Consider the following 26,851-nt stretch of genomic DNA (forward strand, 5'->3'; position numbering starts at 1 on the left):
GCCCGATCAGGTCCGCGGCGTGCGCGCCGCCCCAGCATCGGCGGCAGCGCCGGCGCGGTCAGGCTCGCGGATTTCAGCAGGCTCGGCTGACGCGGCCCGTTGTTCGCGAGCATCGGGCGGGTCGTAGGCGTGGCCGGTCATCAGCGCCACCTCCAGCCGCTCCTTGCGGGTCAGAAGGTGTTCGACAGCGCCGCGTAGTTCTGTGCGACGCCGATCGGGCCGCCCTTGAACACCAGCACCCGGTCGCTCAGCACGAGGATGTCGCCGCGGCGAAGCGTCGGATCCTCGAGATACCAGTTCGGGTTCTTGGCCGGGTCGATGGTGCGGGCCAGCATGTCCTTGGGGCTGATCTGGACAGGCGCCCGAGGCGTCTTCGGCTTGGCGCGCGCCGTCCGACGCGGCTTGGCCGGGCTCAGCGTCAGGTCCGGATGCGGCGCGGCGGCGACGGGGGCGGCCGGAGGGCGCTTGGCCCAGCCGAACAGGAAGTCGAGAAGTCCGGCGTTGGCGCTCGACACGCCTCCCAGGCCGACCGCGACAGCCAAGCCCAACGTCATCGCCGTCCGATACATGCCCGATGCTCCCCGACTGCGTTGCGCGCCGTCGAGCTTTGCGTAACGCAGCGCAGACGCCCGCGCCATGAATGAGCAGGGTGAAGAACGCTTAAGTTAAATCTTTGGTTAATTAGAAAGGTTCCGAGAATCCCGCTTCGGCACAGTGACGCCGCAAGTCACCAGCGTAAAAGCCGGGAGCCGATCGCGCCTCCGACCGCCGCTATGGCGGCGATCGCCAGCGAATACCAGGCGGCGACGAACAGCGGACTGTCGTCGACGCAATGCGCCCCGTAGAACAGCGCCCCGACCGTTCCGGCGAGCAGCCCCGCCGCGGCGCCGAGCGCAGCCGGACGATCGGGCGCGCCGCGCCTCAGCGCGACCATCAGGATGGCGAGCGGCCCGGCCGACAGCATCGGGATGCTGGCGAGGCAGAGCAGCCAGTTCCGGCCGACGATCTTCGTCGTCCAGCCGCCCATCGGCGTCGCGACGAGCTCGACCACGACCGCGGCGAGGAGCGCCCCGGCGGCGAGCGCGAGCGCGACGCGAACCGGCCTCGCATCCGCGCCCGGCCGCCCGAGGCGAAGCGCCGCGAAGCCCGCGGCCGCCGCAAAGCACCCGACGAGCGCGAATTTGAGCGGAAAGCGCACCGTGCCGAGCGCCCCGTCGACGGCCGGACGTGAAGCGTCACGGAGAACAGCGCCCGGCGGCGAGCGCCGCAAGACCAAGCGCCGCCCAGAAGGCGGGACGGAGCCGCCGCGGGGAAGAGGCGGCGTCCGACGCGATCGCGGAGATGAGATCCTCGGTCTTCATTCGCGGAAACTCCGATAGGCCTTCGAGAGGCTGGCGAGCCCGCGATGCAGCGCGACCCGCACCGCTCCCTCGCTCATGCCGAGGCGCGTCGCGGCCTCGGCGGTGTCCGCGCCCTCGACCGTGATCGCCCGCACCACCTCGCGCTGCTTGCCCGGAAGCACCTCGAGCAGCCGGTCGGCCTCGCGCTCGGAGAGCCCCTGCTCCGGCTCTTCGGCCGCGAGCGTCTCGGAGAAATCGTCGATCGGCAGGGCTGACGCGCCGGCCGCGGCGGCGGGCGGCGTCGATCATCTTGTTGCGCGCGATCGCCGCGACCCACGGGCCGACAGGCTGGCTCGAGTCCCAGGTTCCGCGCTTCAGATGGATCGCCAACAGCGTTTCCTGCACCACGTCTTCGACATCCGCCAGTTCAAGCCCGAGGCCTCTTGCGCGCGACCGCGCCACCGCCCGCAGGAACGGCGCGAGCGCGCCGAGCAGGCGGCGGTAGGCGGCGGCGTCGCCGGCCAGCGCGGACGTCATCCACGCGCTCCAGTCCCGTTCCCTGTCGCCCACGCAACCCCTCTGTTCAGCCGTTACGGCGACGTGCGGCCGGACGTTACGCGGGGCCGCAAAAAAAATGCGACGGACGCCGCACGGACGCGTGATCGACGTAACGAAGCGCCGTCCGGTCGCGAAGTCCCTGTCACGAGCCGCGTCCGGCTCGCCAACGGGAGAACCACCATGAACCGTCGCACCGTCAACGTCGCCCTCGCGGGCTCGCTCGCCGCCGCGCTTTCGACGCTCGCTCTCGCAGCCCCCGCCTCCGCCGACGACAAGATGGCCGGCAAGGAGAAGTGCTACGGCGTCGCGATGAAGGGCCAGAACGACTGCGCCGCCGGCCCCGGCACCACCTGCGCCGGCACCTCCAAGGTCGACTATCAGGGCAACGCCTGGAAGGCGGTGCCGAAGGGCTCCTGCGTCGCGATGAAGACGCCGAAGGGCATGGGCTCGCTCGAGCCGATCAAGATGTGACCCGTTCGGGCGGCGGCCTCCGGACGGCCGCCGCCCGGCCCTCTTCCTGATCGCAAGGAGGCCGCCATGTCCTCGGCTCACCTGCCGGCCTGCGCCGGCCTCGGCTTCAAGCCGCAGCACTTCGCCGACATTCTCGCCGACGACTTTTCGGGCTTTCTCGAGGTCCACGCCGAGAACCACATGGGCGCCGGCGGCCCGCCGCACGCGATGCTGACGCGCCTTCGGCGCGACCATGCGCTCTCGATCCACGGCGTCGGGCTCTCGATCGGCGGCGCAAGCGCGCTCGACAAAGAGCACCTGAGAAGGCTCCGCACGCTCTGCGACCGCTACGAGCCCGAGAGCTTTTCCGAGCACCTCGCCTGGTCGAGCCACGGCGAAACCTTCCTCAACGACCTCCTGCCTCTGCCCTACACGGCCGAGACGCTCGCTCGCGTCTGCGCTCATGTGGACGAGACGCAGGACGCGCTCGGACGAAGGATGTTGCTGGAGAACCCGGCCACCTATGTGACCTTCGCCGAAAGCGACGTTCCCGAGACCGAGTTCCTCGCCGAGATCGCCCGGCGCCACCGGCTGCGGGCTGCTCGACGTCAACAACGTGTTCGTCTCGGCCACGAACCACGGCTTTTTGGCGCAAGGCTATCTCGCGGACTTTCCGCTTCACGCCGTGGGCGAGATCCATCTCGGCGGCCATGACGCGCAGGAAGACGAGACCGGCGCGCCGCTGCTGATCGACGCGCATGGGGCGCAAGTCGTCGACCCCGTCTGGGCGCTCTACGCCGACGTCGTCGCGCGGCTCGGGCCCACGCCGACGCTGGTCGAATGGGACAACGATGTGCCCGCCTGGGCCATCCTGCGCGCCGAGGCCGATCGCGCCGACGCGATTCTGGCGCGCGCCGCGCGCCGGCCGGCGGCCTGAGCCGATGTCCGCCCTCACCCAGTTGCGCTTCGCCGAGGCGCTCCGCGATCCCGCGACGCCGGCGCCGGTCGCGCTCTCGCGGGTTTCGGGCGCGGAGCCCATCCGGCGCTTCGCCGTCTACCGCAACAACGTCACGGTCTCGCTCACGAACGCGATCGGAACGCGGTTCCCGCGGTCGGCCGCATCGTCGGCGAGGAGTTCTTCGCGGAGCTCGCCCGCGCCTATGTCGCGGAACACCCGCCCCGCTCGCCCCTCATGATGACCTATGGCGACGACTTTCCGGACTTCGTCGCCGCGGCGCCGGGGCTGGAGGAGCTTCCCTATCTCGCCGACGTCGCGCGGCTCGAGGCGGCGCGCACCCGCGCCTATCACGCCGCCGACGCCGAGCCGCTGGGACCGGACGCCTTCGCAGCGCTCGATCCCGCGAAGCTCGACCGGATCGCCGTCACGCTTCACCCGAGCGTCGAGATCGTCCGCTCGTCCCATCCGGTCGCGACCATCTGGGCGATGAACGCCGGCGAGGCGGAGCTCGGGCCGATCGAGGACTGGGCGCCCGAGGACGCCGTCGTCGTCCGACCGGCGCTCGACGTCGTGGTCCGGCGGCTTCCGCCCGGCGGCGCGGCCTTTCTTGGCGCGCTCGGCGAGGGCATGACCCTCGACGCCGCAGCCGAGACGGCGCTTTCCGACGCCCGAGACTTCGACCTTTCCCGAAACCTCATCGGCCTCATCGAGGCGGGCCTTGCGTCCGCGCTTCGGGGGCCAAGCCGCAGGAGCAAACCATGACCGACGCCGCATCCGCTCAGGCCCGGCCCCGCCACGGGTTTTCCGGCCTCGCCGAGAGTTTCGTCGCCCTGCTCGACCGCATCCCGCATTCGGCGCTGGCGCTCGCCGCCCGGATCTTTCCCGCCGCGGTGTTCTGGCAGTCCGGCCAGACCAAGGTGTCGGGCTTCGGCCTGTCCGACAGCGCCGTCTTCCTGTTCCAGGACGAATACCGTCTGCCGCTGATAGACCCGACGCTCGCAGCCTATGGCGCGGCGATCGCCGAACATCTGTTCCCGATGCTGCTGGTTCTCGGCCTCGCCAGCCGCCTCTCGGCGCTCGCGCTGCTCGCCATGACGCTCGTCATCGAGATCTTCGTCTATCCCGACGCCTGGCCGACCCACGGCGTGTGGGCCGCCTGCTTTCTCTATGTGATCGCCCGCGGGCCGGGCGCGATCTCGCTCGATCGGCTGCTGTTCGCGAGGCGTTGAGCCGCCCCGCGAGGCGCTGTCGTTGATTCGTCGCGTTCTTTCGGGTTTATCGGCGCCGCGACGCAGCGACACCCGAAGGAGAGAGCGAATGACCGATTGGCCCGTCTATGGAAAGATCACCGGCCCGATCGTCATCATCGGCTTCGGCTCGATCGGCCGCGGCACGCTTCCGCTGATCTACCGCCACTTCGAGTTCGACAAGGATCGGGTCGTCGCGATCGATCCGTCCGACCTCAACAAGCACATCCTCGACGAATACGGCGTGCCCTTCATCCAGAAGCACGTCACCAAGGAGAACTATCGCGAGCTGCTGACCCCGCTGCTCACCAAGGGCGAGGGCCAGGGCTTCTGCGTCAACCTCTCCGTGGACACCGGCTCCGCCGACCTCATCGAGCTCTGCCAGGAGCTCGGCTGCCTCTACATCGACACGGTCAACGAGCCCTGGCTCGGCTTCTATTTCGACAAGACCAAAGGCCCCAGCGAGCGCTCCAACTACGCGCTGCGCGAGATGACGCTCGACCTGCGCCGCCGCTCGCCCAAGGGCCTGCCGACCGCCGTGTCGACCTGCGGCGCGAACCCCGGGATGGTGTCGTTCTTCGTCAAGCAGGCGGCGCTCAACATCGCCTCCGACCTCAAGCTCAACGCGCCCGAGCCGAAGACCCGCGAGGAGTGGGCCGGCCTCATGCGCCAGATCGGCGTCAAGGGCGTGCACATCGCCGAGCGCGACACCCAGCGCACCGCCGAGCCCAAGCCCCGCGGCGTGTTCCTCAACACCTGGTCGGTCGAGGGCTTCATCTCGGAGGGCCTGCAGCCCGCCGAACTCGGCTGGGGCACGCATGAGAAGTGGGCGCCGGCCAACGCCAAGACCCATGAGGACCCGAAGGCGGCCGCCATCTACCTGATGCAGCCGGGCGCCGCCACGAAGGTGCGCACCTGGTGCCCGACGCCCGGTCCCCAGTACGGCTTTCTCGTGACCCACAACGAGTCGATCTCGATCTCGGACTTCTTCACCGTCTGGGAGGACGGCAAGGCCGTCTATCGCCCGACCTGCCACTACGCCTACCACCCGGCCGACGTCGCGGTGCTGTCGTGGCACGAGCTGTTCGGCGCCGAGGGCAAGACGCAGGAGACCCTGCACGTGCTCGACGAGGACGAAATCGTCGACGGGATCGACGAGCTCGGCGTGCTGCTCTACGGCCACGCCAAGGGCGCGTACTGGTACGGCTCTCAATTGTCGATCGAGGAGACGCGGTCGCTCGCGCCGTATCAGAGCGCGACCGGCCTTCAGGTCACCTCCGCGATCCTCGCCGGCATGGTGTGGGCGCTCGAGAACCCGAACGAAGGCATCGTCGAGACCGACGAGATGGACTTCAAGCGCTGCCTCGAGATCCAGAAGCCCTATCTCGGCCCGGTCGAGGGCTACTATACCGAGTGGACGCCGCTCGAGAACCGCCCTGGCTTGTTCCCCGAGGAGATCGACGAGAGCGACCCCTGGCAGTTCAGAAACTTCTTTGTGGGCTAAACGCCCGCAGCGAATACTTCCGGACTCGAATAAATAGAATTTTCATAAAATAACCGACCTTCGATCTCGGGGTTTTTACCGCCGGCCGGACTTGCGACTGCAAATCCGCCGGCGGTAGACTTCCGCGCCCGCTGTGATTCGACAGCAATCGGGGGACCTTCGATGAAAAGATCTCTTGCACTTGGCCTCGCGGCCGCGACGGCGCTCGCCGGAGCGCTCGCCACCCAGCCCGCGGAAGCCCGCATCGGCCGCGGCGGCGCGCTCGTCGGCGGCCTGCTTGCAGGCGCCGTGGTCGGCTCCGCGATCGCCGACGCCAATCGCCGCCCGAGGGTCAAGTACTACTACGGCGGCCCGGCCTATTACGCGGCCCCGGCCTATCCGTCCTATTGCGGCGCTCCGCCCTATCCGCCCTGCCCGGTTCCCTACTGAAGACGGCCGCGTCTCGCGTCTGATCAACACCTCGATCTCGGGAAGAACCTGAAACATGCGTCGCACCACATTCCTCGCCGCGGCCGCGCTCGCGGCCGTGCTCGGCCAGCCCGCCTTCGCGCAGGCCCCCACGGCCCCGCAGGCCGCCGACGACGACAACCGGCCGATGGACTGCACCATCGCGGCCGCCTATTTCTGCAAGGAGGGCGGCTGCTCGAAGACCGAGAGCTTCGGCGACCTGAAGCTGCCGGGCCGCTTGCTGGTCAACTTCGAAAGCCGCGTCATCGCGAGCGTCACCGCCGACGGGCTGCCGCACATCACACCGATCGGGACCTACGCGGTCGTCGGCGACGCCCAGATCATCCAGGGCGTCGAAGGCGGCACGGGCTGGATGGTCCACGTCAACAAGGCCGACGGCGACCTGAACTTCACCGTCACCTCCGACGACAACACGCTCATCGGCGACGGAACCTGCAAGAAGCTCGACTGACGATCGTCTTGACCAAAAATCGACTCGGGCGGGGCGCCGGACCGGCGCTCCGCCCGAACGTTTTTCAGCCCCTCAGGCCGGCTCCTGCTGCGCGGAGCGCTTCGGAACGCGCTGCCGAAACACCGGGCGCGTCTCCATCTCGGCCGCCGGCGCCGGGGCCCGGTGGCTGACGTCCGCGCGGTGGCGCGGCAGCGCGTAAGGGTGTTCGGCGTTCAGCCACGTGATCATCTTCTCGCGCATCTCGCAGCGCAGATCCCAGACCTTGGGCGAGGTGCCGGCCGACACCAGCAGGCGCACCTCGATCACGAACTCCTTGGCGTCGGAGACCTGAAGATTGACCACCTGCCCGTCCCAGAGCGGGCTTTCGGCGACGAGCTCCTCGAGCTTCTCGCGCATCACGGCGATCGGGGCCGAGTGGTCGACATAGATCATCACCGTGCCGATGATCGACGCGCCGTCGCGGGTCCAGTTCTGAAACGGGTTCTCGATGAAGTATCTGAGCGGCAGCACCAGGCGCCGCCAGTCCCAGAGGCGCACGACCACGTACGTGCTGGTGATCTCCTCCACCCAGCCCCATTCGTTCTCGACCACGATGGCGTCTTCGAGCCGGATCGGCTGGGTGATGGCGAGCTGGATGCCGGCCACGAGATTGGCCAGAACCGGCTGCATCGCGAGGCCGAGGATGAGGCCCGCCGCGCCCGCCGACGCCAGCAGCGAGACGCCGTATTGCCGGACGCTGTCGAAGGTCATCAGCGCGGCCGCGAGCGTCACCACGAAGGCGAGCGTGACGCCCGCGCGCTTTAGGATCGAGATCTGGGTCGCGTGCTTGCGGGCGAGCTGGTTGTCCTCGGCGTCGAGCTTGAAACGCCGCATGTAGACGACGGTCCAGATGTGGAGCGCCGTCACCGCTGTCCAGCCGATCAGCACCATGGTGGCGATCAGCAGGCCGTGGCGCAGCGCCCCCACGGCGACCTCCGGCAGAGGCGCGGCCGCGATCGCGACGCCGAGCGTGAAGATCAGGAGCGCGAGCCGCGACGGGCCCTGCGTGCGCTGGACCAGCGAGCGCCAGAACAGCGACCGGTTCTCGACCTTGCGCTGCAGGCGACGGAAGATCGCGCCGTGAACCGCGACCGGAATCGCGATCGCGCAGGCGAACAGCAGGAGGCTCACGGCCCAGTCGGGCAGCCAGTTCAGCTGCTCTGCGCCCTGCTCGACGACGGCCGCGACATCCTCCATGGCGGAAATCCCCGGTGTTTCCTCCAGCATGGGGGGCGAACGGACCGCCCTTCCAGAGGGTTCCCGCGGATGCGAACAAAATGCGTGCGCCGCAGCGAGAAATTTTAGGCGCCGTTCGGACGGCTTGGCGCGAGGGTCGGCCCGCTATAGGGATGCGCCCTTCAGCCTCCCTCAAGTTCAGCCGATGTCTGCTTCCGCCGTCTGGCGCCCCTTCACCCAGCACGCCGTCGAACCGGCCCCGCCGCGCATCGTCCGCTCGGAGGGCGCCTGGCTTCATGACGCCGAGGGCCGCGCGATCCTCGACGCGATCTCGTCCTGGTGGGTGACGACGCATGGGCACCGCCAGCCGCGCATCATGGCGGCGATCCGGGAGGCGAGCGAGAACCTCGACCAGATCATCTTCGCAGGACTGACCCACGCGCCCGCCGAAGACCTCGCCTCACGCCTCGTCGGCGTCGCGCCGCGCGGCCTCACGCGCGTCTTCTTCTCCGACTCCGGCTCCACCGCCGTCGAGGTCGCGCTGAAGATGGCGCTCGGGACGTTCCAGAACCGCGGCGACCTCAAGCGCGTGCGGATCGCGGCGCTCGAGGGCGGCTATCACGGCGACACGATCGGCACGATGAGCGTCGGCGCGCGCGGCGTCTTCAACGCGCCTTACGCGCCGCTGCTGTTCGAGGTCGAGCGCATCCCCTTCCCTGAGCCCGGCGCCGAGCAGGCGGCCTATGACGCGCTGGAGCGCGCCGGCCGCGACGGCGCGCTGGCGGCGCTCGTGCTCGAGCCGCTGATCCTCGGGGCCGGCGGCATGCTGACCTATCGGCCCGAGGCGCTCTCCGAGATGGCGCGGATCGCGCGCGGCCGGGGCGCTCGTCGTCGCCGACGAGGTGATGACCGGCTGGGGCCGCACCGGGACCATGTTCGCCTGCGACCAGGCGGGCCTCGTCCCCGACATCCTCTGCACGTCCAAGGGACTGACCGGCGGCGCCGTCCCGCTCGCCGCGACGCTCGCGCGCGAAGAGATCTTCGAGGCGCATCTGTCGCAGGACCGCGCCAAGACCTTCTTCCATTCCTCCTCCTTCACCGCGAACCCGATCGCCTGCGCAGCCGCGCTCGCCAATCTCGACGTCTGGCGCGACGAGCCCGTGGCGGAGCGCGTCGCGGCGCTCGCGCAAGCTCAGACGGAGCGCGTCCGGGCTTACGAGGACGACCCGAGGTTTGCGAACGCGCGGACCTGCGGAACCATCGCGGCGGTCGACCTGAAGGTTTCTGACGCCGGCTATCTATCTGAGATCGGCCCGAGGCTGCGCGCCTTCTTCCTGGAGCGCGGCCTGCTCATCCGTCCGCTCGGCGACGTCATCTATCTGATGCCGCCCTATTGCGTGACGGCGGCCGAGCTCGACCGCCTGCACGACGCGATCCTCGAAGTGCCCGGCGCGCTGGAGGCGGCGCGATGAGGGCGGCGGGAACCCGCATTCTCGGCCTCGGCCACGCCGTTCCGGCGCGGCGCGTCGGCAACGCCGAGATCGAGGCGCGCGTCGGCGTCGAGCCCGGCTGGATCGAACGGCGAACGGGCGTGCGCGAGCGGCGATGGGCGGAAGACGGCGAGACGCTGTCGGGGCTTGCGGTGGAGGCCGGAGGCGCGGCGCTCCGGGAGGCGGGGATCGATCCGTCCGAGGTCGCGCTGCTGATCCTTGCGACCTCGACCCCCGACCGCCTGCTCCCGCCCTCCTCTCCGCTCGTCGCCCATCGGCTCGGCTTGAAGGCCGGCGCGATCGACATGGCGGGCGCCTGCGGCGGCTTCGTCTATGCGCTCGCGCTCGCCGACGCGCAGGTCCGCGCCAGCGGCCGGGCGGCGCTCGTCGTCGCCGGCAACATCCTGAGCCGCAGGATCAGCTTCGCGGACCGCGGCTCGGCCGCGCTCTTCGGCGACGCGGCGGGCGCCCTCGTGCTCGGCCCGAGCGCCGAGCCGACCGGCGTCGCCGGGCAGTCGCTCGCCTCCGAGGGCTCGGGCTACGGCCTGGTCGGCATCCCGGCGGGCGGCGGCGAGCGGCCGTTTTCGGCCGACGTCCCGATCGAGGACACCCGGATGGCGATCACCGACGGCCGGGGCCTGTTCACCGAGGCGGTGCGGATGATGACCGGTTGCGCCGAGGCCGCGCTCGATGAGGCCGGCGTCGCGGCGGCCGGTCGACCGCTTCCTGCCGCATCAGGCCAACAGCCGGATCTTCGCCGCCGTCGGGCGCAAGCTCGGGGTGCGGGAGGAGGCCATGGTCAGCACCATCGCCGACTACGGCAACTCCTCGGCGGCCACGATTCCGCTGTCGCTCGCGCTGTCGCACGCCGCGAAGCCGCTTGGAAAAGGCGAGACGCTGCTGATGACCGCCGCGGGCGCTGGCCTGACGGGCGGCGCCCTGGTGTTCAGGACCTAAGACGCCGTCAGTTGCCCGAGAGCTGCTTCGGCAGGTTGACCGCGTCGGTCGCGGTGTTGGCGACGTTGCGCACCGAGCCGAGGATGTCGAGGAACTTCTTGAACTCGGCGGCGGCGGAGTTCGCCACGTAGAGCACGTCGCGGTCGCGGATCGTGAAGCCCTTGGCGTAGAAATAGGCCTTCGGGTCGCGCAGGTTCACGCGATAGACCACCGGCACCTTGGCCCCGTACGAGCCCTGATAGTCCGGCTTCATCTGCCGCACGGCCGATTCCGGCTCGTAGCGGAACACGAAGAACGCGCCCGGGTCGGAGCGCTGGTCGAGCAGGCCGCCGGCCTTGCCGACCGCCTCGAGCAGCGTGAGCTTCTCGAGCCCGAACTCGATCGGACCGGGCTGCGGCACCGCGCCGAAGGCGAGGAAGATCTCGGGATCCTTCGTCACGTAGATCCGGTCGCCGGCCTGCACGAAGACGTTCTCGGCCGGGTTGTCGATCATGTCCTTCATGATCGCTGAGCCCTGCTTCGAACCGCGCTGCAGGGTGATGCGGGTCTCGTAGGTCGCCTGCCTGGCGCCGCCGGCGTTGGCGATCGCGTCGAGGATGCGGTCGCCAGCCTGGGTGATGGGCTTGCGGCCCGACGTGCCGACCTCGCCGTTGACCACGTAGCTGCGCTGCACGGTCTCGGTGATCTGGACGAGCGCCTGCGGCTGGATCGCGCGGCCCTCGAGGCGGCCACGATGTCCTTCTCGACCGTCTGGGGCGACTTCGCGCCGGCGATCACCCGGCCCGCATACGGAACCGTGATCGAGCCGTCGCTGTCGACGCGCTGGGTGAAGGTGACGCGGGCGCCGTATTCGCTGGAGAACAGGCCGCCTTGGCCCGCCTCGAACAGCGTGATGCTAAGCGTGTCGCCGACGCCGACGATCTGGCTCGGCGCAGGCGCAGGCGCCGCGAAGCGGCTGGAAAAGGCTGTGACGCGATATTGCGAGAGAATGTCGACGGCGCGCTGGGTCGAGATTGACCAGGACATAGTTCTGAAGCGCCTGCTTCTCGGAAACGATATCCTGCGTCGACGGACCCGCCGCCGGCATCGCAGAGCAGCCGGCGAGAAGACCGGCGGCCGCGGCGATGATCGCCAGGCCGGACACCGTGCTGGACCGCATCAATTCCTCACGAACCCGTAACCCCGAGCGATCGGGTTAGCATTGAAGGTATGCGCTGCCAACCGATCGAGGGGCCCGGGCGGGCCGAGCCCCATTTGCGCCATCGCTTGGGCGGCGCGCTGAGACGTTTTAGCAACATTCACCTTAACGAAGCGTGCTCAAGCACCATTCGCCCGACCTCGTCGACGTCGAGGTCGCGCCGCGCGCCCGCAGCCCCGGCCTCAGCCCCGCGCGCGTCCCAGACGATGTAGTCGGCCGCGCGCCGGTCGGGCATGCCCGGATGGATCGTGCGCGCCGGCGCGTGGTCGCCATAGACGCACAGCAGTCCCCCGCCCGGCCGGCGCTTCAGCGCCTCGGCGAGCCGGCCGATCATCCGGTCGGAGTTTTGGAGATGGCGGGCGTATTGGGCGGCGCCGTCGTTGACGCCCGGCAGGCGCCCCGGCCCCCAGGGCCCGTGGTTCTCGATCGTCACGGCGAAGATGAAGAGCGGCCCCTCCGCCGCCTCCACCTCGCCGAGAATCGCCTCCGCGACGGCCGCGTCCCCGACATAGGGGCCGAACCGATCGCTTTCGGAGAACGCGCTCTGATCCACGAACCGGTCGAAGCCGAGCTTCGGCATGAGCTCGTCTCGGGCGAAGAAGCGGCGGTCATAGGGGTGGAGGAAGACGGTCCGCCGCCCCGCCGCCTTCATGCGGCGGCCGATCGAGGCCTCCGCGTAATCCTCCGCCACCAGATAGGGGTCGAACACGTCGAAGCCGACCGAGCCGAGCGGGATCGCGGTGAGGAATCCGAACTCGGCGCGCATGGTGTAGGCGCCCTCCGCCGGAACCCGACAGCGCCCCCAGGCGAGCGCCTCCCTGGACAGCGCGCGATAGGCGGCGAGCTCCGGCCCCGCCTCGCCGCGCGCCGCCACGTCGACGAAGCTCTCGCACTGGATCGCGATCACGACGTCGGGCCCCTGTCCTGCGCGGAGGACGGGGGCCGAGGCGATCGCGGCCCGGGCCTCGGGCGAGGGACGCTCCTGCCGTCGCCAGACCAGCCAGTGCAGCGTCATGGCGGCGCCGAGGCCGAAGCGCGCGACGTCCGCGTCGAGGTCCGGCCGGGCGCCGACGAGCCCCCGCGCGACGTCCGACGCGGTTTTTGATCGGAGCGCCAGAACCGCGGCCGCGCAGACGAGAACCGGGGCCGGCAGAAGCGCCCAGCCGCCCGGCGGCAGGATCGACGGCTCCAGCGCGAACCAGACCACCGTGGCGAGCGCGACCCCGGCGAACACGGCGAGCGCGCGCGGCTCCGCGAGCTTCTCGGCGTAATAGAGCCGCGGATGACGGATCGCGAGCTTCACCAGCGCGAAGTCCGAGAACACGACCGGCTCGCCGAGGATGCGGGCCTTCATGGCGCTGCCCGCCCCGAACAGGAACGCGATCGCGACCGTGACGAAGGCGGCGTGAAACGGACGCCAGGACAGCGCGAAGGCGCCGGCGAACAGCGCAAGATGAAGCGCCAGGCGAATCGCGAGCGCCCGCCGCGGCGCGCGCAGCCCGCCAAGCGACGGCGGCTGGCTCTCGAGCGTCAGCGAGACCAAGAAGGAGAGCGCGAAGGCGACGAGGAGAGCGGTCACCGCAGAAGCCGCCCGATCGGTCCGAGAACGCGATGGCGCGCGAGCGCGTAGGCGTGGCGCCCCCGCGCCAGGAGCCGCCCCTTCGGCGTATCGGCCTTCGCGCGCGCCTCGGCGAGCCGGTCGAGCGCGGTTTCGGGGCCGCAGGGCAGGCCCGAGACCGGGTCGCGGTAAAGCGGATAGAGAATCAGCGTCGCCGCCACGAGTTCGTCGAGGCTGCGGCGCCGGCCGCGGCGGGGATGGGGGGCGAGATCCTCGGTCAGGCCCCAGCCGGCGTAGAACGGCTGGCCGTGGGTCGTCACCTCAAGCCCCCTCAGCAGCGCCTCGAAGCCGCTCAGCGACGTCATGGTCTCGACCGCGCGGAATTGCGGATAGAGCGCGGCGATCGAGCCTTCGACCACCACCGCGTCGGCGAGGCGGGCGAGGTCGGAGGCCGCCACCGCGCCGCGCCGGTAACCGGCGACGACGTCGGGATGGGGCTTGTAGACGATGAAGGCCTCGGGCCGCCGCGCCCGCGCGGCTTCGAGCAGCGCGAGATTGGTGCGCGTCGCGCCCGCGCCCTTGAGGATCGAGGCGTCGTCCTCGACCTGGCCCGGCACGAGCACGCCGAACCGCCCCTCGGGCACCACCGCGCCGGCGGCCTCGCCGACATTGTATTTCGTGACCGCCTCGGCCACGAGCCGCGCCCGGAGCTCCGCCGCGCGAGCGACGAGGCGCGGCCCGATCTCGGCCTCGGCCAGCAGGACCTCGAGGTCGCTCGGCCGCGAGGGGTCGTAGTAGACGCCGCGTTCGTCGAGCACGAGCGAGAGCGGGCCGACGAAGGCCGAGCCGAGGCCGACGGAGCGCAGAAAACCGTCCTCCAGCCGCGCGAACGGAGCGCCGGCCTCCCGCGCCGCCGCCTCGACCTTCTCGGTCGGCCGCGACGCCCATGCGACGACCCGCCCATGGCCGCCGGCCGCGTCCCGCGCCGCCGCCTGCGCCGACGCCGCGAACACCGGCGCGCCGTTGGGGCCGGCGAGGAAGCCCTGCAGGAACGGGCGCTTCCACCGCGTGATCCCCACCGCATAGGAGCGCCGGGCGAGCCGCGCCCGCGCCTCGAGAATGTCCTGCGCGACGTCGAGCGCGCGCGACAGCGGGATCCGGCGGCGGTCGTAGGGGTCGAGCCAGACGAGGCCGGGATCGAGCAGGTCCGCGCCGCTCTCGATGAGCAACTCACCCGGCCCGGTTGTGGCGATTAGACGCGCCACAGCCTCGGCGGCCTCGTCGGCGGTCAAGCCGGGCGGAGGCCCGGGCGGCGCGCCGACGGCCCGATAGCCCAGCGACCGTTTCCGCCGATCTAATTCGACTATTCTTATGGGGTTTACGGACAGCGTTATCAGCGCGGCCTTTTTCGCAGTCGCAACATCGCGCGCTTCGGCTTCGCGATCGTCTCCGGCGGTCGTTAACACTGCGGTAATCATCGAACGACTACCAAAATGTCGTGTGACCGGACGCGCCGCGATCGCCTCGGCTTCCGCGGACTTCTCCTGCAACCGGCTGGAAATGATTGCGACTTCCCCGACGCTGTGGTTCAAATGGCTGGTCCGAGGCTTGTCTATGCGATCGACGGTCCAGCGCTAGCCGCGCAGGGCCGAGGATGCAACGCTTGGCTGGCCGAATCCGGAAGCGATTGTTCGCAATCGCAACAACCGGACGGACGGGGGCATCGAGAGGACGGGGGCCGCGTTCGAGCGGGGCTCGTTCGCGGGCAGGTTTTATGACCGAAGGCGCAGACCAGACCGGGGGGCGGCCAGGCCGCACGTTCCTGTTCCTGCAAGGCCTCGCGTCTCCGTTTTTCGTGCGGCTCGGCCACGCGCTCAAGGAGCGCGGCTACGGCGTCGCGCGCGTCAATCTTAACCTCGGCGATCGACTGTTCTGGAACATCCCGGGCGCCGTCGACTATCGCGGCGCGTTCGAGGACTGGCGCGGCTTCCTCTCGCGCTTCATGGACGAGCGCGGCGTGACCGACCTCGTCCTGTTCGGCGACGGGCGCCCCTATCACCGCGTCGCCATCGCCACGGCCCAGCTCCGCGGCGTGCGCGTCCACGTGTTCGAGGAAGGCTACTTCCGGCCGAACTGGATCACGCTCGAGGAAGGCGGCGTCAACGGCTTCTCGGGCCTGCCGCGCGATCCCGAGACGATCGACCGCGTCGCCTCCGAGCTCGCCGAGACGACCGAGCCGACGCCGATCGCCGGCGACATGCGCGCCCGCACCTTCTGGGACGTGCTCTACAATCTCAGCCAGGTGTTCTTCCCCTACTTCTTCCCGCGCTATCGCCGCTACCGCCCGAACCACTGCCTGGTGGAGTATGGCGGCTGGCTCGGCCGCATGGTGCGCAAGAAGGCCGAGGCGCGCCGCGCCGAAGCGGTGGAGCGCATGCTGCGCCGGGGCAAGGCGCCTTACTTCCTGCTGCCGCTCCAGCTCGACAGCGACTACCAGATCCGCCTGCATTCGCCGTTCAGCGCGATGACCGAGGTGGTGGAGTTCGTCGCCCGCTCCTTCGCGGCCCATGCGCCGGCCAACGCCAAGCTCGTGGTGAAGCTGCATCCGCTCGATAACGGCCTCGTGAACCGCCGCAAGGCGACGCAGATCGCCGCCCACCGCACCGGCCTCGGCGACCGCCTGGTCTATCTCGACGGCGGCGACGGCGACCAGCTCGTCCAGAACGCGGCCGGCGTCGTTGTGGTCAACAGCACCATGGGCACCATGGCGCTCGAGCGCGGCGTGCCCACCATCGCCATCGGTCAGGCGATCTACGACATCGAGGGCATGACCCATCAGGGCACGCTCGAGGGCTTCTGGACCGCGCCGATCGCGCCGCAGCCGGAGCGCGTGGCCGCCTTCCGCAAGGTCGTGGCGGCCCGCACCCAGCTCAATGGCGGCTTCTACTCGCGCGAGGCGATCAGCATCGCGGTCGAGAACTCGGTCGCCCGGCTCGCCGAGATGGCCCCTGTCGGTCATGCGCGCCCGGCCGCGATCGAGTGGACGAGCGGCTACCCGCCGGCCGCAGCCTCGGTCGTTCCGGGCGAGTGACCAACCGCATTTCGAGTTCGATCGTCCTGACAGGCGCCGGTCGCGGGATCGGCGCGGCGCTCGCGCGCGAATACGCCGCCGAGGGCGCCGCGATGCTGCTGATCGGCCGCGACGCCGGCCGCCTCGAAGAGGTCGCGGCCGATTGCCGGGCCAAGGGCGCGACGGTCGAGACGGCGTCCGTGGACGTGGTCGACTCCGACGCGCTCGCGGCCTCCATCCTCGCCTTCGACGCCGCCCATCCGGTCGATGTCGTGATCGCGAACGCCGGCGTGTCGGGCGGCCTCGAACCGGGCCGCCGCGCCGAGACCTTCGCGACCGCCCAGCGGCAGCTCCGCATCAACCTCGAGGGCATGGTCGCGACCGTGACCCCGCTGATCGAGCCGATGCGCGCGCGCAAGCGCGGCCGCATCGCGGTGATGAGCTCGCTCGCGGCGCTTCAGCCGGTCGGCGACACGCCGGCCTACTCCGCCTCCAAGGCCGGCGTGCTGGCCTGGGGCGAGGCGCTCGGCGACTTCCTCGCGCCTGAGGGAATTTCGGTCAGCGTCATCTGCCCGGGCTTCGTCACCAGCGACATGAGCCAACGCTATCTCGGGCCGAAGCCCTGGGAGATGTCGGCGGAAGCTGCGGCAAAGCTCATCCGCCGCAAGATCGAGCGCGGCGCGCCGGTCATCGCCTTCCCCTGGCAGATCGTGGCGGCGATCCGGGCCGGCCGCGCGCTGCCGCGCTTCGTGCGGCGCATGTTCCTCGCGCGCGTGCCGGTCGAGATCGCGCCTGACGCGAAGGGTTGAGGCGGTGGCGGCCCGCACCGGCGCCGAGATTCTCGTCGACGCGCTGCTCGCCAACGGGCTGAGGCTCGGCTTCGGGGTTCCGGGCGAGAGCTATCTCGCCGTGCTCGAGGCGATGCGGGCCAAGGGCTTCGACTTCCTCACCTGCCGGCAGGAAGGCGGGGCCGCGATGATGGCGGACGCCGCCGGCAAGCTCACGGGCCGGCCGGGCCTCTGCTTCGCGACGCGCGGCCCCGGCGCCGCCAACGCCTTCGCAGGCGTGCATGTGGCGGCGCAGGATTCGACCCCGATGATCCTGTTCGTCGGCCAGATCGCGCGCGGCTTCCGCCACCGCGAGGCGTTTCAGGAGCTCGACCACCGCGCCGTGTTCGGGTCCGTCGCCAAATGGGCGGTCGAGATCGACGACGCCGCGCGCATTCCCGAACTCGTCTCCCGCGCGATCCGCGTGGCGACGCAAGGCCGGCCGGGACCCGTGATCATGGCCATGCCCGAGGACATGCTGGACGAGGCCGCCGAGGTCGCCGACGCGCCGCCCGTCGTCGCGGCAGAGACGTGGCCCGGCCTCACCGACATGGCGGCGCTCCAGAAGCTGCTGTGGGCCGCCGAGCGCCCGATCGCGCTCGTCGGCGGATCTCGCTGGTCGGAGACCGCGGTCGGCCGCCTCAAGCGCTTCGCGGAGCGGTTCGCGCTGCCTGTGGCCGCCACCTTCCGACGCCAGATGCTGTTTCCGGCCGACCACGCCTGCTACGCCGGCGATCTCGGCATCGCGCCCAATCCGAAACTGCGCAAGCGGGTCGAGAACGCCGACCTCGTGCTGCTGATCGGCGGGCGGCTCGGCGAAATGCCGAGCCAGGGCTACGAGGTCCTCTCCGTTCCCGCGCCGCGCCAAAAACTCGTCCACGTCCATCCGGACCCGGAGGAGCTCGGCCGGGTCTACCAGCCGGCGCTCGCGATCAACGCCTCGCCGACGGCCTTCGCGGCGGCGCTCGAGGCCGTCCAGCCGCCGCAGGAGATCGGCTGGCGGGCTGAGACCGAAGCCGCCCGCGCCGACTATCTCGACTGGACCCGCGAGGTTCCGGCCCATCCCGGCGAAGTCCAGATGCGCGAGGTGATGGCGGCCTTCGCGACGCTGCCGCCGGACGCGATCGTCACCAACGGCGCGGGCAATTATTCGGGCTGGTTCCACCGCTTCCACCGCGTCACGCGCTACGGAAGCCAGGCCGCGCCGACCTCTGGCTCGATGGGTTACGGCCTGCCCGGCGCGATCGCGGCCAAGCGCCTCAATCCCGAGCGCGAGGTGGTGGCGCTTGCGGGCGACGGCTGCTTCCTGATGACCGGGCAGGAGCTCGCGACGGCGGTCCAGTACGGGCTCGGCGTCGTCGCGCTGGTGTTCGACAACGGCCAGCTCGGGACGATCCGCATGCATCAGGAGCGCGAATTCCCCGACCGGCCGTTCGCGACCGCGCTTCGGAACCCGGACTTCGCCGACTATGCGCGGGCCTTCGGCGCGGAAGGGTTTTCGGTCACGAAGGCGGGAGAGTTCGCGGACGCCTTCGGGCTCGCGCGGGCCGCCGCGCTCGAAGGCCGGCCCGCGGTGGTGCATGTCCGCATCCACCCCGACGCCATCTCGGCGACGAAGACGCTGGACGAAATCCGCGAAGGCAAACCCAAGGGCGACTAAACCTCAGCCGTCATCCCGGCCGAAGAGCCGGGATCCAGAACCGAACCGGCCAGCCAGGCTCACGAAGCGCGTCGGCTCTGGATCCCGGGTCAGGCCCGGGATGACGGGCTGAGGTTCAGTCGCCTATTTCCCCGCGCCGGCCTTCGCCTTTTCGATTGCGGGCATCAGCTTCACGCGCACCGCCTCTTCCGAGAGCGGCCCCACGAACTTGAACGCGATCCGCCCCTGCCCGTCGACCACGAAGGTCTCGGGCACGCCATAGACGCCCCACTCGATCGAGGCGCGGCCGGCGGCGTCCACGCCCACCTTGCCGTAGGGGTTGCCGAGGCCGCCGAGGAAGCGCCGGGCGTTCTCGGGCGAATCCTTGTAGTTCAGTCCGACGATCGGCAGGCCCTGATCCTTCAGGCGCATCAGCATGGGATGCTCGTCGCGGCAGGGACCGCACCAGGAGGCAAAGACGTTGACGAGCGTGACCTCGCCAGCCGCGAGGTCGGCGCGCGAGAAGCCCGGCACGGCCGCGCCGTCGCGGGTCAGGCCCTCGAGGGCGGGCAGCGTCATGTCGGGCGCGGGACGGCCGATGAGGGCGGAAGGGAGCGCCGCGGGGTCGCCGCTGTAGAGCCGCCCGTAGAGCAGCGCCGCGAGCGCGGCGAAGATCACGAGCGGAATGAGGAGATAGCGGCGCCGGCCCGACGTCGTCCGGGGCGCGTCGCCCGTCCGGATCTCGCTCATCGGGCGGACCTGCGGCGCGGGTTCGCGGCCTCGAGCGCCTTCAGGGCGCGGGTCTGGACGCGGTGGTCGACCCATGTCCAGAGGATGAGGCCCGCCACGACCACGAAGCCGATGCCGTAGGAGGCGGCGATGAAGCCGAAATGGGGGCCGGTCATTCCGCGGGCTCCGGGACGAAGGCGGCGGCCGCCGTGGTGATGCGCAGCGTGCGCAGGCGTCGGCGGATGAGCTCCGTGCGCATCGCCACGAGATGCAGCGTCAGGAACAGCAGCGTGAAGCCGAGCGCGCAGACGAGCAGCGGGATGAGGATCGAGGAGTCCATCGCGGGCTTGCCCGCCCGGATCACCGAGGCCGGCTGGTGCAGCGTGTTCCACCAGTCGACCGAGAACTTGATGATCGGGATGTTGATCGAGCCGACGAGCGTGAGGATCGCGCAGGCCTTGGCGGCGCGCGAGGGCTCCTCGATGGCCGAGCGCAACGCCATCAGGCCGAGATACATCAGGAAGAGGATCAGGAACGAGGTGAGCCGCGCGTCCCACACCCACCAGGTTCCCCACATCGGCTTGCCCCAGAGCGAGCCGGTGGCGAGCGCGAGGAAGGTGAAGGCCGCGCCGATCGGGGCCGCGGCCTTGGCGGAGACGTCGGCCAGCGGGTGCTTCCAGACGAGCACCCCGACGCTCGCGATCGCCATGATGACGAAGCCCATCATGCCGAGCCACGCCGAGGGCACGTGCAGGAACATGATCCGCACCGTTTCGCCCTGCTGGTAGTCGGCGGGCGCGACGAACAGGCCCTGATAGAGCCCGGCCCCGAGCACGAGCGCGGTCGCGCCGACGAGCCAGGGCGTGGCGCGGCTCGCGAAGGCGTTGAAGCGCGCAGGGTTCGCGAGCGAGGAGACGGCTGAGATCAGGCCCATTGGCGAAGCGCTCGTCATCCCGCACGGCGGCGCGAGCCGACGGGCCGGGATCGTCATCAGGTTGAGGCGCCCTCTCCGGAGCACGGTCCCGGCTCTCCGCTTCGCTTCGGCCGGGACGACGCCGTTTGTTCCGCGTCTAATTAGGACGCCTTGGCGCGCGATGAAACGGTCCTTCCGTCGCAATCGCTTGAACCACCGCAGTTATGCTCGGCCGAAGGCCAGGTATCCGCGATTTCGGCTCGCTTCGCAGGGCATGACGGGACGCGCGGTCCTCAGTCCCTGAGCGCCTTCAGCGCGCCTGCGGCGGCGAACGGCCCGAGCGCCGCATAGCCGAGCGCGAGCCCGGCGAGCGCCATCAGCGCGCCGGAGGCCTCCGGCCCGTCGCCGCTCGCCGCGACGCCGAAGATCAGCACCGGGATCGACAGCGGCAGGATCAGCACCGGCACCAGCAGCCCGCCGCGCCTCAAGCCGACCGTCAGCGCCGCCCCGACGGCGCCGAGGCAGGCGAGCGCGGGCGTGCCGACGAGCAGCGCGATCGTCACCCGGCCGAGCCCTTGCGAAGCGATGTCCAGCATCACGCCGAAGAGCGGCGCGGCGAGCACCAGCGGCAGGCCCGTGGTCAGCCAATGCGCAAAAATCTTGGCCGCCACCAGCGTCCCGAGCGAGGCGGGCGCGAGATGGAGGAGATCGAGGCCGCCGTCCTCGTGATCGGCCTGCAGCAGGCGGTCGAGGCCGAGCAACGTCGCGAGCAGCGCGCCGAGCCACAGGATCGCCGGACCGATCCGCCGCAGCAGCGCGAGGTCGGGGCCGATGGCGAAGGGGGTCAGCGTGACGACGATCAGGAAGAACACGACGCCGAGCCCCGCCCCGCCGCCGCGGGCGAGCGCGAGGTCGCGCGTCAGCACGGCCGCGACGGGTGAACGCATGAGCGTGAACTGGGCCTGTGAACGAGTGCTCGGCGACGGCGTTTCATCTCAAGCCGCCCGAGAGCGGCATAGCCCCTAGGGAGACTCCTGTCATGTCCGCCGTACGCATCCCGTTCCTCGCCGGTCTCGCGCTCGCCGCAGGCCTTGGCGGGGTCTTCGCTTCCCCCGCGCTCGCCGACAGTTCTGCGGCGCAGAACGCCAAGGTCGGGATCGCGCAGGCGATCGAGGCGGCGGAGAAGGCCGGCATGGGCAAGGCCACGGAGGCCGATTTCGACGACGACGGCGGCGGCCGCTGGGAGGTCAAGGTTCTGGCCGAGGGCGGGAACAAGCTCACCGAGTTCCATGTCGACCCGAATTCCGGGCAGGTGACGGGCCAGGAAGAGCAGACCTTTGAGAAGTACTTCGTGATGCTGAAGCCCGAGAACTTCCAGAAGGCGCAGGTCCAGCTCAAGGACGCGATCGCGGCCGCCGAAGCCATGGTCAAGGGCAAGGCGACCTCCGCGGAGGTCGAGCGCGACGGCGAGGCGGTCGCCTATGAGATCGACGTCGCGACCGCTGACGGCGACAAGGACGTCAAGGTCGACGCGATGGGCAAGGCGACTCCGGACTGATTTCCGGACGCTCCCGTCAGCCGCCTCCCTCCCTTGGTGACAGGGGAGGGAGAACCGCGGCCTTACTCCGCGGGAACAGTCACGACCGTCCCCAACTCCAGCGTCTCGGCCTCGAAACCGAGCGCGAGATGGGTGGCGGCCACCACCATGCCGCCTTTGGCGCGGTGCTCGGCGACGAGTTCGCCCAGCAGTCGCTGGCCTGCGGCGTCGAGCGCCGCGGTCGGTTCGTCGAGCAACCAGACGGGACGGGGCGCGGCGAGCAGGCGGGCGATCGCGAGGCGCCGCTTCTGGCCGGCCGACAGCGTCGATCCGGGAAGCTCGGCGATCGCCCCAAGCCCGACCCGGGCGAGCGCGGCCGTCAGATCGCCCTCCCCGCCCAGCAGATCGCGAGCGAAGCGAAGATTGCGGACGACCGACAGTCCCGGCTTCACCGCGTCCTGATGGCCGAGCAGATGCATCCGTTCGCGCGGCTCGAACTCGTCCTCGCCTTCGAGCCTCACCTCGCCCGAAAGCGGCTTCAGCAGGCCCGCGATCGTCCGCAGCAGCGTCGACTTGCCGGCCCCGTTCGGCCCGACGACGGCGAGCGCGCCGCCGGCGGGAACCGCGAAGCCGACGCCCGACAGCACCGGGCGTCCGCCGCGCGTGACGACAAGGTCGCTCGCAACGAGCCTCATGAGCGCCCCGCGACCATTGCGACTGACGCCCTCGCGCCCATATTCAGAAAAACTAGCGATCTGGTTTCAGAAAAAATTGAAGCCGTGTCTTTTGCGTCGCCGTCCGGCCGGGCGTCGCGGAGATGGACGCAACTCGGCGGGAAACCGGGCGAAAGCCGCTCTGGAACGCGTCGAAAAGTGCGCCGAAACCGCATGGCGGTCACGGCGTCAAGCCGCTTCAACCGCGGGCGAACATCTCCTATAACGGCCCCTACAGCCATCTTGTGCAGCGCACGCGTGACGGGTCCGTCCTCGCGATCTTGCGCAGCCAACATCAGGAGCGTGCTCACGTGTCCCATCCCGACAGCTACCGTTCGTCCAAAACCCTGTCGGCCGGCTCGAAGAGCTATCGCTACTACAGCATCCCGGACGCGGAAAAAAACGGGCTTGAGGGCGTCGCGCGCCTGCCGTTCTCCATGAAGGTGCTGCTCGAGAACCTGCTGCGCTTCGAAGACGGCCGCACGGTCAAGAAGGAAGACATCGCGGCCGTCAAGGATTGGCTCGAGAACCGCGGCAAGGGCGAGTACGAGATCGCCTACCGCCCGTCGCGCGTCCTGATGCAGGACTTCACCGGCGTTCCGGCCGTCGTCGACCTCGCGGCGATGCGCGACGCGATGGTGGCGCTCGGCGGCTCGCCCTCGAAGATCAACCCGCTGGTCCCGGTCGACCTCGTCATCGACCATTCGGTGATCGTGAACTTCTTCGGCAACGACGCCGCCTTCGGCAAGAACGTCGAGGAGGAGTATCGCCAGAACCAGGAGCGCTACCGCTTCCTGAAATGGGGCCAGTCGGCCTTCGAAAACTTCCGCGTCGTGCCGCCCGGCACCGGCATCTGCCACCAGGTGAACCTCGAATATCTCGCCCAGACGGTCTGGACGCGCGAGCTCGGCGGCGAGACCGTCGCTTACCCGGACACCTGCGTCGGCACCGACAGCCACACCACGATGGTGAACGGCCTCGGCGTGCTCGGCTGGGGCGTCGGCGGCATCGAGGCCGAAGCCGCGATGCTCGGCCAGCCGGTGTCGATGCTCATCCCCGAGGTGATCGGCTTCAGGCTCACGGGCGAGCTCAAGGAGGGTATCACCGCCACCGACCTCGTGCTCACCGTCACGCAGATGCTTCGCAAGAAGGGCGTGGTGGGCAAGTTCGTCGAGTTCTTCGGCGACGGGCTCGACCATCTCTCGCTCGCCGACCGCGCCACCATCGCCAACATGGCCCCGGAATACGGCGCGACCTGCGGCTTCTTCCCGTGGACGCCGAGACGATCGCGTATCTCGACGAAACCGGCCGCGACCCCGACCGCATCGCGCTCGTCGAGGCCTATTCGAAGGCGCAAGGCATGTGGCGCGACGCCTCGACGCCCGATCCGGTGTTCACCGACGTGCTCGAGCTCGACATCTCTCCTCGGTCGAGCCCTCGCTCGCCGGCCCCAAGCGCCCGCAGGACCGCGTGCTGCTGCGTGAGACCAAGCAGGGCTTCCTCGCCGCGCTCGAGGGCGAGTTCAAGAAGCCGGGCGAGGCCGCCAAGCGCGTGCCGGTCGCAGGCGCCGACTACGACCTCGGCCATGGCGACGTGACGATCGCGGCCATCACCTCCTGCACCAACACCTCGAACCCGAGCGTGCTGATCGCCGCGGGCCTGCTCGCCCGCAACGCGGTCGCCAAGGGCCTGAAGTCCAAGCCCTGGGTGAAGACCTCGCTCGCGCCGGGCAGCCAGGTGGTCGAGGGCTATCTCGCCAAGGCCGACCTCCAGAAGGACTCGACGCGCTCGGCTTCAATCTCGTCGGCTTCGGCTGCACCACCTGCATCGGCAATTCCGGCCCGCTGCCCGAGGCGATCTCCGAGGCGATCAACGCCGCCGACCTGATCGCCGGCGCCGTCATCTCCGGCAACCGCAACTTCGAGGGCCGCGTCAATCCGGACGTGAAGGCCAACTACCTCGCCTCACCGCCGCTCGTCGTCGCTTACGCGCTCGCGGGCTCGCTGCAGATCGACCTCACGACCGAGCCGCTGGGCGAAGGCTCGGACGGCCAGCCGGTCTACCTCAAGGACATCTGGCCCTCGACCGCCGACGTCCAGGCGACGATCCGCGAGAGCGTCACCAAGGCGATGTTCCAGGAGAAGTACGCCGACGTGTTCAAGGGCGACGACAACTGGCGCAAGATCGACGCCCCGAAGGGCGAGACCTACGCCTGGGTCGACACCTCGACCTACGTTCAGACCCGCCCTATTTCGAGGGCATGGAGCGCGAGCCCGAGGCGATCACCGACATCGACGACGCGCGCGTCCTCGGCCTGTTCCTCGACTCGATCACCACCGACCACATCTCGCCGGCGGGCTCGATCAAGCAGGCGTCTCCGGCCGGCGAATATCTGCGCGACCATCAGGTCCGCCCGCAGGACTTCAACCAGTACGGCACGCGGCGCGGCAACCATCAGGTCATGATGCGCGGCACCTTCGCCAACATTCGCATCAAGAACCAGATGCTGGAGGGCGTCGAAGGCGGCGTCACCAAGCATTTCCCCGACGGGGAGCAGATGCCGATCTACGACGCCGCCATGAAGTACAAGGCGGAAGGGACGCCGCTCGTGGTGTTCGCCGGCAAGGAATACGGGACCGGCTCGTCGCGCGACTGGGCCGCGAAGGGCACCAACCTTCTGGGCGTGCGCGCCGTGATCGCGCAGTCGTTCGAGCGCATCCACCGCTCGAACCTCGTGGGCATGGGCGTCGTGCCGCTCACCTTCCAGGAGGGCCAGTCGTGGCAGACGCTCGGCCTCAAGGGCGACGAGACGGTCACGATCAAGGGCCTGGCCGAAGGGCTGAAGCCGCGCGTCACGCTGAACGCCGAGATCACCTCGGCGAACGGCGAGACGCAGGTCGTGCCGCTGCTCTGCCGGATCGATACGCTGGACGAGCTCGACTACTTCAAGAACGGCGGCATCCTGCACTACGTGCTGCGGAGCCTTGCGGCGTAAGACGATCGCTCGACATTCCGGACGGCGGCCCCAGGCCGCCGTCCGGGATCGTCAGGACCGGGCGTGGCTCCCTGGGTCCGCAGGGCGTTTTCCCGATCACGAGTCGGCGCCGCCTCGCCGTGCTGTGAGTGGAATGACGGCCCGGCGACGCCATAAAACTGTGACGTCTCCGCCCCGATTCACCCGCCGAGGAGCAGCCGGACCCATGCGCGCAGCAAGCCTCGTTTTCGCCTTCGGATGTTTTCTGGCCGCGCCCGTCGCGGCTCAGGAGACGCCGCGCGGCGTCGGGGCTGCGGGCGCCGGCTCTCCGACCAGCGTCGTCGAGCTGTTCACCAGCCAGGGCTGCTCGTCCTGTCCGCCCGCCGACCGCCTGGCGGCCGATCTCGCGAAGGGAGAAGGGCGACTCGTCCTCACGCTCGCGGTCGACTACTGGGACTATCTCGGCTGGAAGGACACGCTGGCGAGCCCGGGCGAACTCCGCGCGCCAGCGCGCCTACGCCATGTCGCGCGGCGACCGTAAGGTCTTCACCCCGCAGGTCGTGGTCAACGGTCGCGAAAGCGTGGTGGGCGGCGACCATCGCGCCGTCGAGGCCGCGATCTCGCGCGCGCAGGGCAAGAGCGATCTCGCCCTGCCTGTCGAACTCGAGGTCGAGGACGGCCGCATCGAGGTCGCGGTGTCGGGTCCACGCCGCGCGCTCGCCGAAGGCCATGGCGAGGTCTGGGCCTTCGCGCTCCGCCGCGCCCAGGAGGTCGAGATCGGCCGCGGCGAGAACGCCGGCCGCAAGGTCGTCTACGCCAACGTCGTGCGCCACATGACCCGTCTCGGCGTCTGGGACGGCGGCCCCGCGCGCTTCGAGATCGCGGCCGACGAGGTTCTGGGCGACGACGCCCAGTCGGACGGCGTCGCGGTGCTGGTCCAGGCCGGCAACGGCGGCAAGCCGGGCGCGATCCTCGGCGCGGCGAAGGCCGTCGCGGCCCAGCCGCAGCCCGCCGCCACCACCACGTCGCGGCTGCTCGGCGACCCCTACTGAGTT

Annotated in this window: 25 protein-coding genes and 7 pseudogenes; 17 read left to right on the plus strand and 15 right to left on the minus strand. The window is 70.0% G+C overall.

The window, feature by feature from the left end; genetic code table 11:
• Positions 1–6 precede the first annotated feature (6 nt).
• From K6K41_RS11975 to K6K41_RS11995, 5 genes and pseudogenes are all read right to left on the minus strand, one after another.
• On the minus strand, positions 7–141 hold the full coding sequence (locus tag K6K41_RS11975) for a hypothetical protein (protein ID WP_261405228.1): 135 nt from the start codon (positions 139–141) through the stop codon (positions 7–9).
• A gap of 29 nt (positions 142–170) precedes the next feature.
• Positions 171–569, minus strand: coding sequence for a hypothetical protein (locus K6K41_RS11980; RefSeq protein WP_261405229.1), 399 nt, complete (start codon positions 567–569; stop codon positions 171–173).
• 158 nt (positions 570–727) lie between these two features.
• Positions 728–1,198: an NrsF family protein gene (locus tag K6K41_RS11985; RefSeq protein ID WP_261405230.1), complete on the minus strand. Its 471-nt coding sequence runs from the start codon at positions 1,196–1,198 to the stop codon at positions 728–730.
• 37 nt (positions 1,199–1,235) lie between these two features.
• A complete protein-coding gene (locus K6K41_RS11990; RefSeq protein WP_261405231.1) occupies positions 1,236–1,361 on the minus strand; it encodes a hypothetical protein in 126 nt (41 codons plus the stop codon).
• Positions 1,358–1,877 (minus strand): annotated as a pseudogene (locus tag K6K41_RS11995) (sigma-70 family RNA polymerase sigma factor). Before K6K41_RS11995 ends, K6K41_RS11990 begins: the two are co-directional and overlap by 4 nt.
• A gap of 201 nt (positions 1,878–2,078) precedes the next feature.
• Here K6K41_RS11995 and K6K41_RS12000 point away from each other — a divergent pair.
• The 8 genes and pseudogenes from K6K41_RS12000 (at position 2,079) to K6K41_RS12035 (ending at position 6,976) form a co-directional block, all read left to right on the plus strand.
• Positions 2,079–2,369, plus strand: a complete 291-nt coding sequence (locus tag K6K41_RS12000; RefSeq protein ID WP_261405232.1) for a BufA1 family periplasmic bufferin-type metallophore — start codon at positions 2,079–2,081, stop codon at positions 2,367–2,369.
• Positions 2,370–2,435: 66 nt separating this feature from the next.
• Positions 2,436–3,285: pseudogene (gene bufB / locus K6K41_RS12005) on the plus strand (MNIO family bufferin maturase).
• A gap of 4 nt (positions 3,286–3,289) precedes the next feature.
• Positions 3,290–3,516 (plus strand): annotated as a pseudogene (locus tag K6K41_RS12010) (HvfC/BufC N-terminal domain-containing protein); the annotation flags it as partial.
• 24 nt (positions 3,517–3,540) lie between these two features.
• Positions 3,541–4,068, plus strand: a complete 528-nt coding sequence (locus K6K41_RS12015) for a hypothetical protein (RefSeq protein ID WP_261405917.1) — start codon at positions 3,541–3,543, stop codon at positions 4,066–4,068.
• Complete coding sequence (locus K6K41_RS12020) at positions 4,065–4,535, plus strand: DoxX family protein (RefSeq protein WP_261405233.1); 471 nt, start codon at positions 4,065–4,067, stop codon at positions 4,533–4,535. Before K6K41_RS12015 ends, K6K41_RS12020 begins: the two co-directional genes overlap by 4 nt.
• 88 nt (positions 4,536–4,623) lie before the next feature.
• Positions 4,624–6,057, plus strand: coding sequence for a homospermidine synthase (locus K6K41_RS12025; RefSeq protein WP_261405234.1), 1,434 nt, complete (start codon positions 4,624–4,626; stop codon positions 6,055–6,057).
• A 162-nt stretch (positions 6,058–6,219) separates the two neighbouring features.
• Complete coding sequence (locus K6K41_RS12030) at positions 6,220–6,486, plus strand: hypothetical protein (RefSeq protein WP_261405235.1); 267 nt, start codon at positions 6,220–6,222, stop codon at positions 6,484–6,486.
• Between the two features lie 55 nt (positions 6,487–6,541).
• Entirely contained in the window at positions 6,542–6,976 is a 435-nt protein-coding gene (locus K6K41_RS12035) for a hypothetical protein (protein ID WP_261405236.1), read from the plus strand.
• 72 nt (positions 6,977–7,048) lie between these two features.
• Here K6K41_RS12035 and K6K41_RS12040 read toward each other — a convergent pair whose 3' ends face one another.
• On the minus strand, positions 7,049–8,212 hold the full coding sequence (locus K6K41_RS12040) for a mechanosensitive ion channel family protein (protein WP_261405237.1): 1,164 nt from the start codon (positions 8,210–8,212) through the stop codon (positions 7,049–7,051).
• Positions 8,213–8,396: 184 nt separating this feature from the next.
• Here K6K41_RS12040 and K6K41_RS12045 point away from each other — a divergent pair.
• Positions 8,397–9,663: pseudogene (locus K6K41_RS12045) on the plus strand (adenosylmethionine--8-amino-7-oxononanoate transaminase).
• A pseudogene (locus K6K41_RS12050) lies at positions 9,660–10,638 on the plus strand (beta-ketoacyl-ACP synthase III). Before K6K41_RS12045 ends, K6K41_RS12050 begins: the two co-directional pseudogenes overlap by 4 nt.
• Positions 10,639–10,645: 7 nt before the next feature.
• Here the strand turns inward: K6K41_RS12050 and K6K41_RS12055 are convergent.
• The 4 genes and pseudogenes from K6K41_RS12055 to K6K41_RS12070 all read right to left on the minus strand — a co-directional run bounded on the left by K6K41_RS12055 (position 10,646) and on the right by K6K41_RS12070 (position 14,686).
• Positions 10,646–11,311 carry an SLBB domain-containing protein gene (locus K6K41_RS12055; protein WP_261405238.1) on the minus strand — a complete coding sequence of 222 codons (666 nt, stop codon included), beginning with the start codon at positions 11,309–11,311 and terminating at the stop codon, positions 10,646–10,648.
• Positions 11,312–11,418: 107 nt separating this feature from the next.
• Positions 11,419–11,664 (minus strand): annotated as a pseudogene (locus tag K6K41_RS30380) (polysaccharide biosynthesis/export family protein); the annotation flags it as partial.
• A gap of 272 nt (positions 11,665–11,936) precedes the next feature.
• On the minus strand, positions 11,937–13,415 hold the full coding sequence (locus K6K41_RS12065) for an LTA synthase family protein (RefSeq protein ID WP_261405240.1): 1,479 nt from the start codon (positions 13,413–13,415) through the stop codon (positions 11,937–11,939).
• Positions 13,412–14,686 carry a capsular polysaccharide export protein, LipB/KpsS family gene (locus K6K41_RS12070; protein ID WP_261405241.1) on the minus strand — a complete coding sequence of 425 codons (1,275 nt, stop codon included), beginning with the start codon at positions 14,684–14,686 and terminating at the stop codon, positions 13,412–13,414. Before K6K41_RS12070 ends, K6K41_RS12065 begins: the two co-directional genes overlap by 4 nt.
• A 482-nt stretch (positions 14,687–15,168) precedes the next feature.
• Here K6K41_RS12070 and K6K41_RS12075 point away from each other — a divergent pair, with 482 nt between their 5' ends.
• Genes K6K41_RS12075 through K6K41_RS12085 form a run of 3 tightly spaced genes read left to right on the plus strand, consistent with a single transcriptional unit; the run spans position 15,169 to position 18,951 of the window.
• Entirely contained in the window at positions 15,169–16,485 is a 1,317-nt protein-coding gene (locus K6K41_RS12075; RefSeq protein ID WP_261405242.1) for a capsule polysaccharide biogenesis protein, read from the plus strand.
• On the plus strand, positions 16,482–17,273 hold the full coding sequence (locus K6K41_RS12080; RefSeq protein ID WP_261405243.1) for an SDR family NAD(P)-dependent oxidoreductase: 792 nt from the start codon (positions 16,482–16,484) through the stop codon (positions 17,271–17,273). Before K6K41_RS12075 ends, K6K41_RS12080 begins: the two co-directional genes overlap by 4 nt.
• Positions 17,274–17,277: 4 nt before the next feature.
• Positions 17,278–18,951, plus strand: coding sequence for a thiamine pyrophosphate-binding protein (locus K6K41_RS12085; protein ID WP_261405244.1), 1,674 nt, complete (start codon positions 17,278–17,280; stop codon positions 18,949–18,951).
• 123 nt (positions 18,952–19,074) lie between these two features.
• Here K6K41_RS12085 and K6K41_RS12090 read toward each other — a convergent pair whose 3' ends face one another.
• From K6K41_RS12090 to ccmB, 4 genes are all read right to left on the minus strand, one after another.
• On the minus strand, positions 19,075–19,680 hold the full coding sequence (locus K6K41_RS12090; RefSeq protein WP_261405245.1) for a DsbE family thiol:disulfide interchange protein: 606 nt from the start codon (positions 19,678–19,680) through the stop codon (positions 19,075–19,077).
• The gene (gene ccmD / locus K6K41_RS12095; protein ID WP_261405246.1) at positions 19,677–19,835 is read right to left on the minus strand and encodes a heme exporter protein CcmD; all 159 of its coding nucleotides are present in this window, start codon (positions 19,833–19,835) and stop codon (positions 19,677–19,679) included. The genes K6K41_RS12090 and ccmD overlap by 4 nt, the downstream gene beginning before the upstream one ends.
• Positions 19,832–20,593 carry a heme ABC transporter permease gene (locus tag K6K41_RS12100; RefSeq protein ID WP_261405715.1) on the minus strand — a complete coding sequence of 254 codons (762 nt, stop codon included), beginning with the start codon at positions 20,591–20,593 and terminating at the stop codon, positions 19,832–19,834. The genes ccmD and K6K41_RS12100 overlap by 4 nt, the downstream gene beginning before the upstream one ends.
• Positions 20,594–20,865: 272 nt before the next feature.
• On the minus strand, positions 20,866–21,519 hold the full coding sequence (gene ccmB, locus K6K41_RS12105; RefSeq protein ID WP_261405247.1) for a heme exporter protein CcmB: 654 nt from the start codon (positions 21,517–21,519) through the stop codon (positions 20,866–20,868).
• Between the two features lie 92 nt (positions 21,520–21,611).
• Between ccmB and K6K41_RS12110 the strand changes: the two genes are divergently transcribed.
• Positions 21,612–22,130 carry a PepSY domain-containing protein gene (locus tag K6K41_RS12110; RefSeq protein ID WP_261405248.1) on the plus strand — a complete coding sequence of 173 codons (519 nt, stop codon included), beginning with the start codon at positions 21,612–21,614 and terminating at the stop codon, positions 22,128–22,130.
• A gap of 62 nt (positions 22,131–22,192) precedes the next feature.
• Here the strand turns inward: K6K41_RS12110 and ccmA are convergent, their stop codons facing one another.
• Positions 22,193–22,804, minus strand: a complete 612-nt coding sequence (ccmA, locus tag K6K41_RS12115) for a heme ABC exporter ATP-binding protein CcmA (RefSeq protein ID WP_261405249.1) — start codon at positions 22,802–22,804, stop codon at positions 22,193–22,195.
• Positions 22,805–23,133: 329 nt separating this feature from the next.
• On the opposite strand from ccmA, the pseudogene acnA reads away from it, so the two are divergent.
• The 3 genes and pseudogenes from acnA to K6K41_RS12130 all read left to right on the plus strand — a co-directional run bounded on the left by acnA (position 23,134) and on the right by K6K41_RS12130 (position 26,848).
• A pseudogene (gene acnA, locus K6K41_RS12120) lies at positions 23,134–25,817 on the plus strand (aconitate hydratase AcnA).
• Positions 25,818–26,022: 205 nt separating this feature from the next.
• Positions 26,023–26,337, plus strand: a complete 315-nt coding sequence (locus K6K41_RS12125; protein WP_261405250.1) for a DUF1223 domain-containing protein — start codon at positions 26,023–26,025, stop codon at positions 26,335–26,337.
• Positions 26,318–26,848 carry a DUF1223 domain-containing protein gene (locus K6K41_RS12130; protein ID WP_261405251.1) on the plus strand — a complete coding sequence of 177 codons (531 nt, stop codon included), beginning with the start codon at positions 26,318–26,320 and terminating at the stop codon, positions 26,846–26,848. The genes K6K41_RS12125 and K6K41_RS12130 overlap by 20 nt, the downstream gene beginning before the upstream one ends.
• Positions 26,849–26,851 lie beyond the last annotated feature (3 nt).

This window comes from Chenggangzhangella methanolivorans (genome assembly GCF_019797865.1).
Lineage (GTDB): Bacteria > Pseudomonadota > Alphaproteobacteria > Rhizobiales > Methylopilaceae > Methylopila > Methylopila methanolivorans.

Bases quoted from the DNA above. Each gene is read 5' to 3' on its own strand.
- K6K41_RS12030 (WP_261405235.1), top strand. From the start codon at position 6,220: ATGAAAAGATCTCTTGCACTTGGCCTCGCGGCCGCGACGGCGCTCGCC.
- K6K41_RS12130 (WP_261405251.1), top strand. From the start codon at position 26,318: ATGTCGCGCGGCGACCGTAAGGTCTTCACCCCGCAGGTCGTGGTCAAC.
- K6K41_RS11990 (WP_261405231.1), bottom strand. From the start codon at position 1,361: ATGAAGACCGAGGATCTCATCTCCGCGATCGCGTCGGACGCCGCCTCT.
- ccmB (WP_261405247.1), bottom strand. From the start codon at position 21,519: ATGCGTTCACCCGTCGCGGCCGTGCTGACGCGCGACCTCGCGCTCGCC.
- K6K41_RS12035 (WP_261405236.1), top strand. From the start codon at position 6,542: ATGCGTCGCACCACATTCCTCGCCGCGGCCGCGCTCGCGGCCGTGCTC.
- K6K41_RS12075 (WP_261405242.1), top strand. From the start codon at position 15,169: ATGACCGAAGGCGCAGACCAGACCGGGGGGCGGCCAGGCCGCACGTTC.
- K6K41_RS12025 (WP_261405234.1), top strand. From the start codon at position 4,624: ATGACCGATTGGCCCGTCTATGGAAAGATCACCGGCCCGATCGTCATC.
- K6K41_RS12090 (WP_261405245.1), bottom strand. From the start codon at position 19,680: ATGAGCGAGATCCGGACGGGCGACGCGCCCCGGACGACGTCGGGCCGG.
- K6K41_RS12000 (WP_261405232.1), top strand. From the start codon at position 2,079: ATGAACCGTCGCACCGTCAACGTCGCCCTCGCGGGCTCGCTCGCCGCC.
- K6K41_RS11975 (WP_261405228.1), bottom strand. From the start codon at position 141: ATGACCGGCCACGCCTACGACCCGCCCGATGCTCGCGAACAACGGGCC.
- K6K41_RS12015 (WP_261405917.1), top strand. From the start codon at position 3,541: ATGATGACCTATGGCGACGACTTTCCGGACTTCGTCGCCGCGGCGCCG.
- ccmD (WP_261405246.1), bottom strand. From the start codon at position 19,835: ATGACCGGCCCCCATTTCGGCTTCATCGCCGCCTCCTACGGCATCGGC.
- K6K41_RS12020 (WP_261405233.1), top strand. From the start codon at position 4,065: ATGACCGACGCCGCATCCGCTCAGGCCCGGCCCCGCCACGGGTTTTCC.
- K6K41_RS12040 (WP_261405237.1), bottom strand. From the start codon at position 8,212: ATGGAGGATGTCGCGGCCGTCGTCGAGCAGGGCGCAGAGCAGCTGAAC.
- K6K41_RS12110 (WP_261405248.1), top strand. From the start codon at position 21,612: ATGTCCGCCGTACGCATCCCGTTCCTCGCCGGTCTCGCGCTCGCCGCA.
- ccmA (WP_261405249.1), bottom strand. From the start codon at position 22,804: ATGAGGCTCGTTGCGAGCGACCTTGTCGTCACGCGCGGCGGACGCCCG.
- K6K41_RS11980 (WP_261405229.1), bottom strand. From the start codon at position 569: ATGTATCGGACGGCGATGACGTTGGGCTTGGCTGTCGCGGTCGGCCTG.
- K6K41_RS12100 (WP_261405715.1), bottom strand. From the start codon at position 20,593: ATGGGCCTGATCTCAGCCGTCTCCTCGCTCGCGAACCCTGCGCGCTTC.
- K6K41_RS12125 (WP_261405250.1), top strand. From the start codon at position 26,023: ATGCGCGCAGCAAGCCTCGTTTTCGCCTTCGGATGTTTTCTGGCCGCG.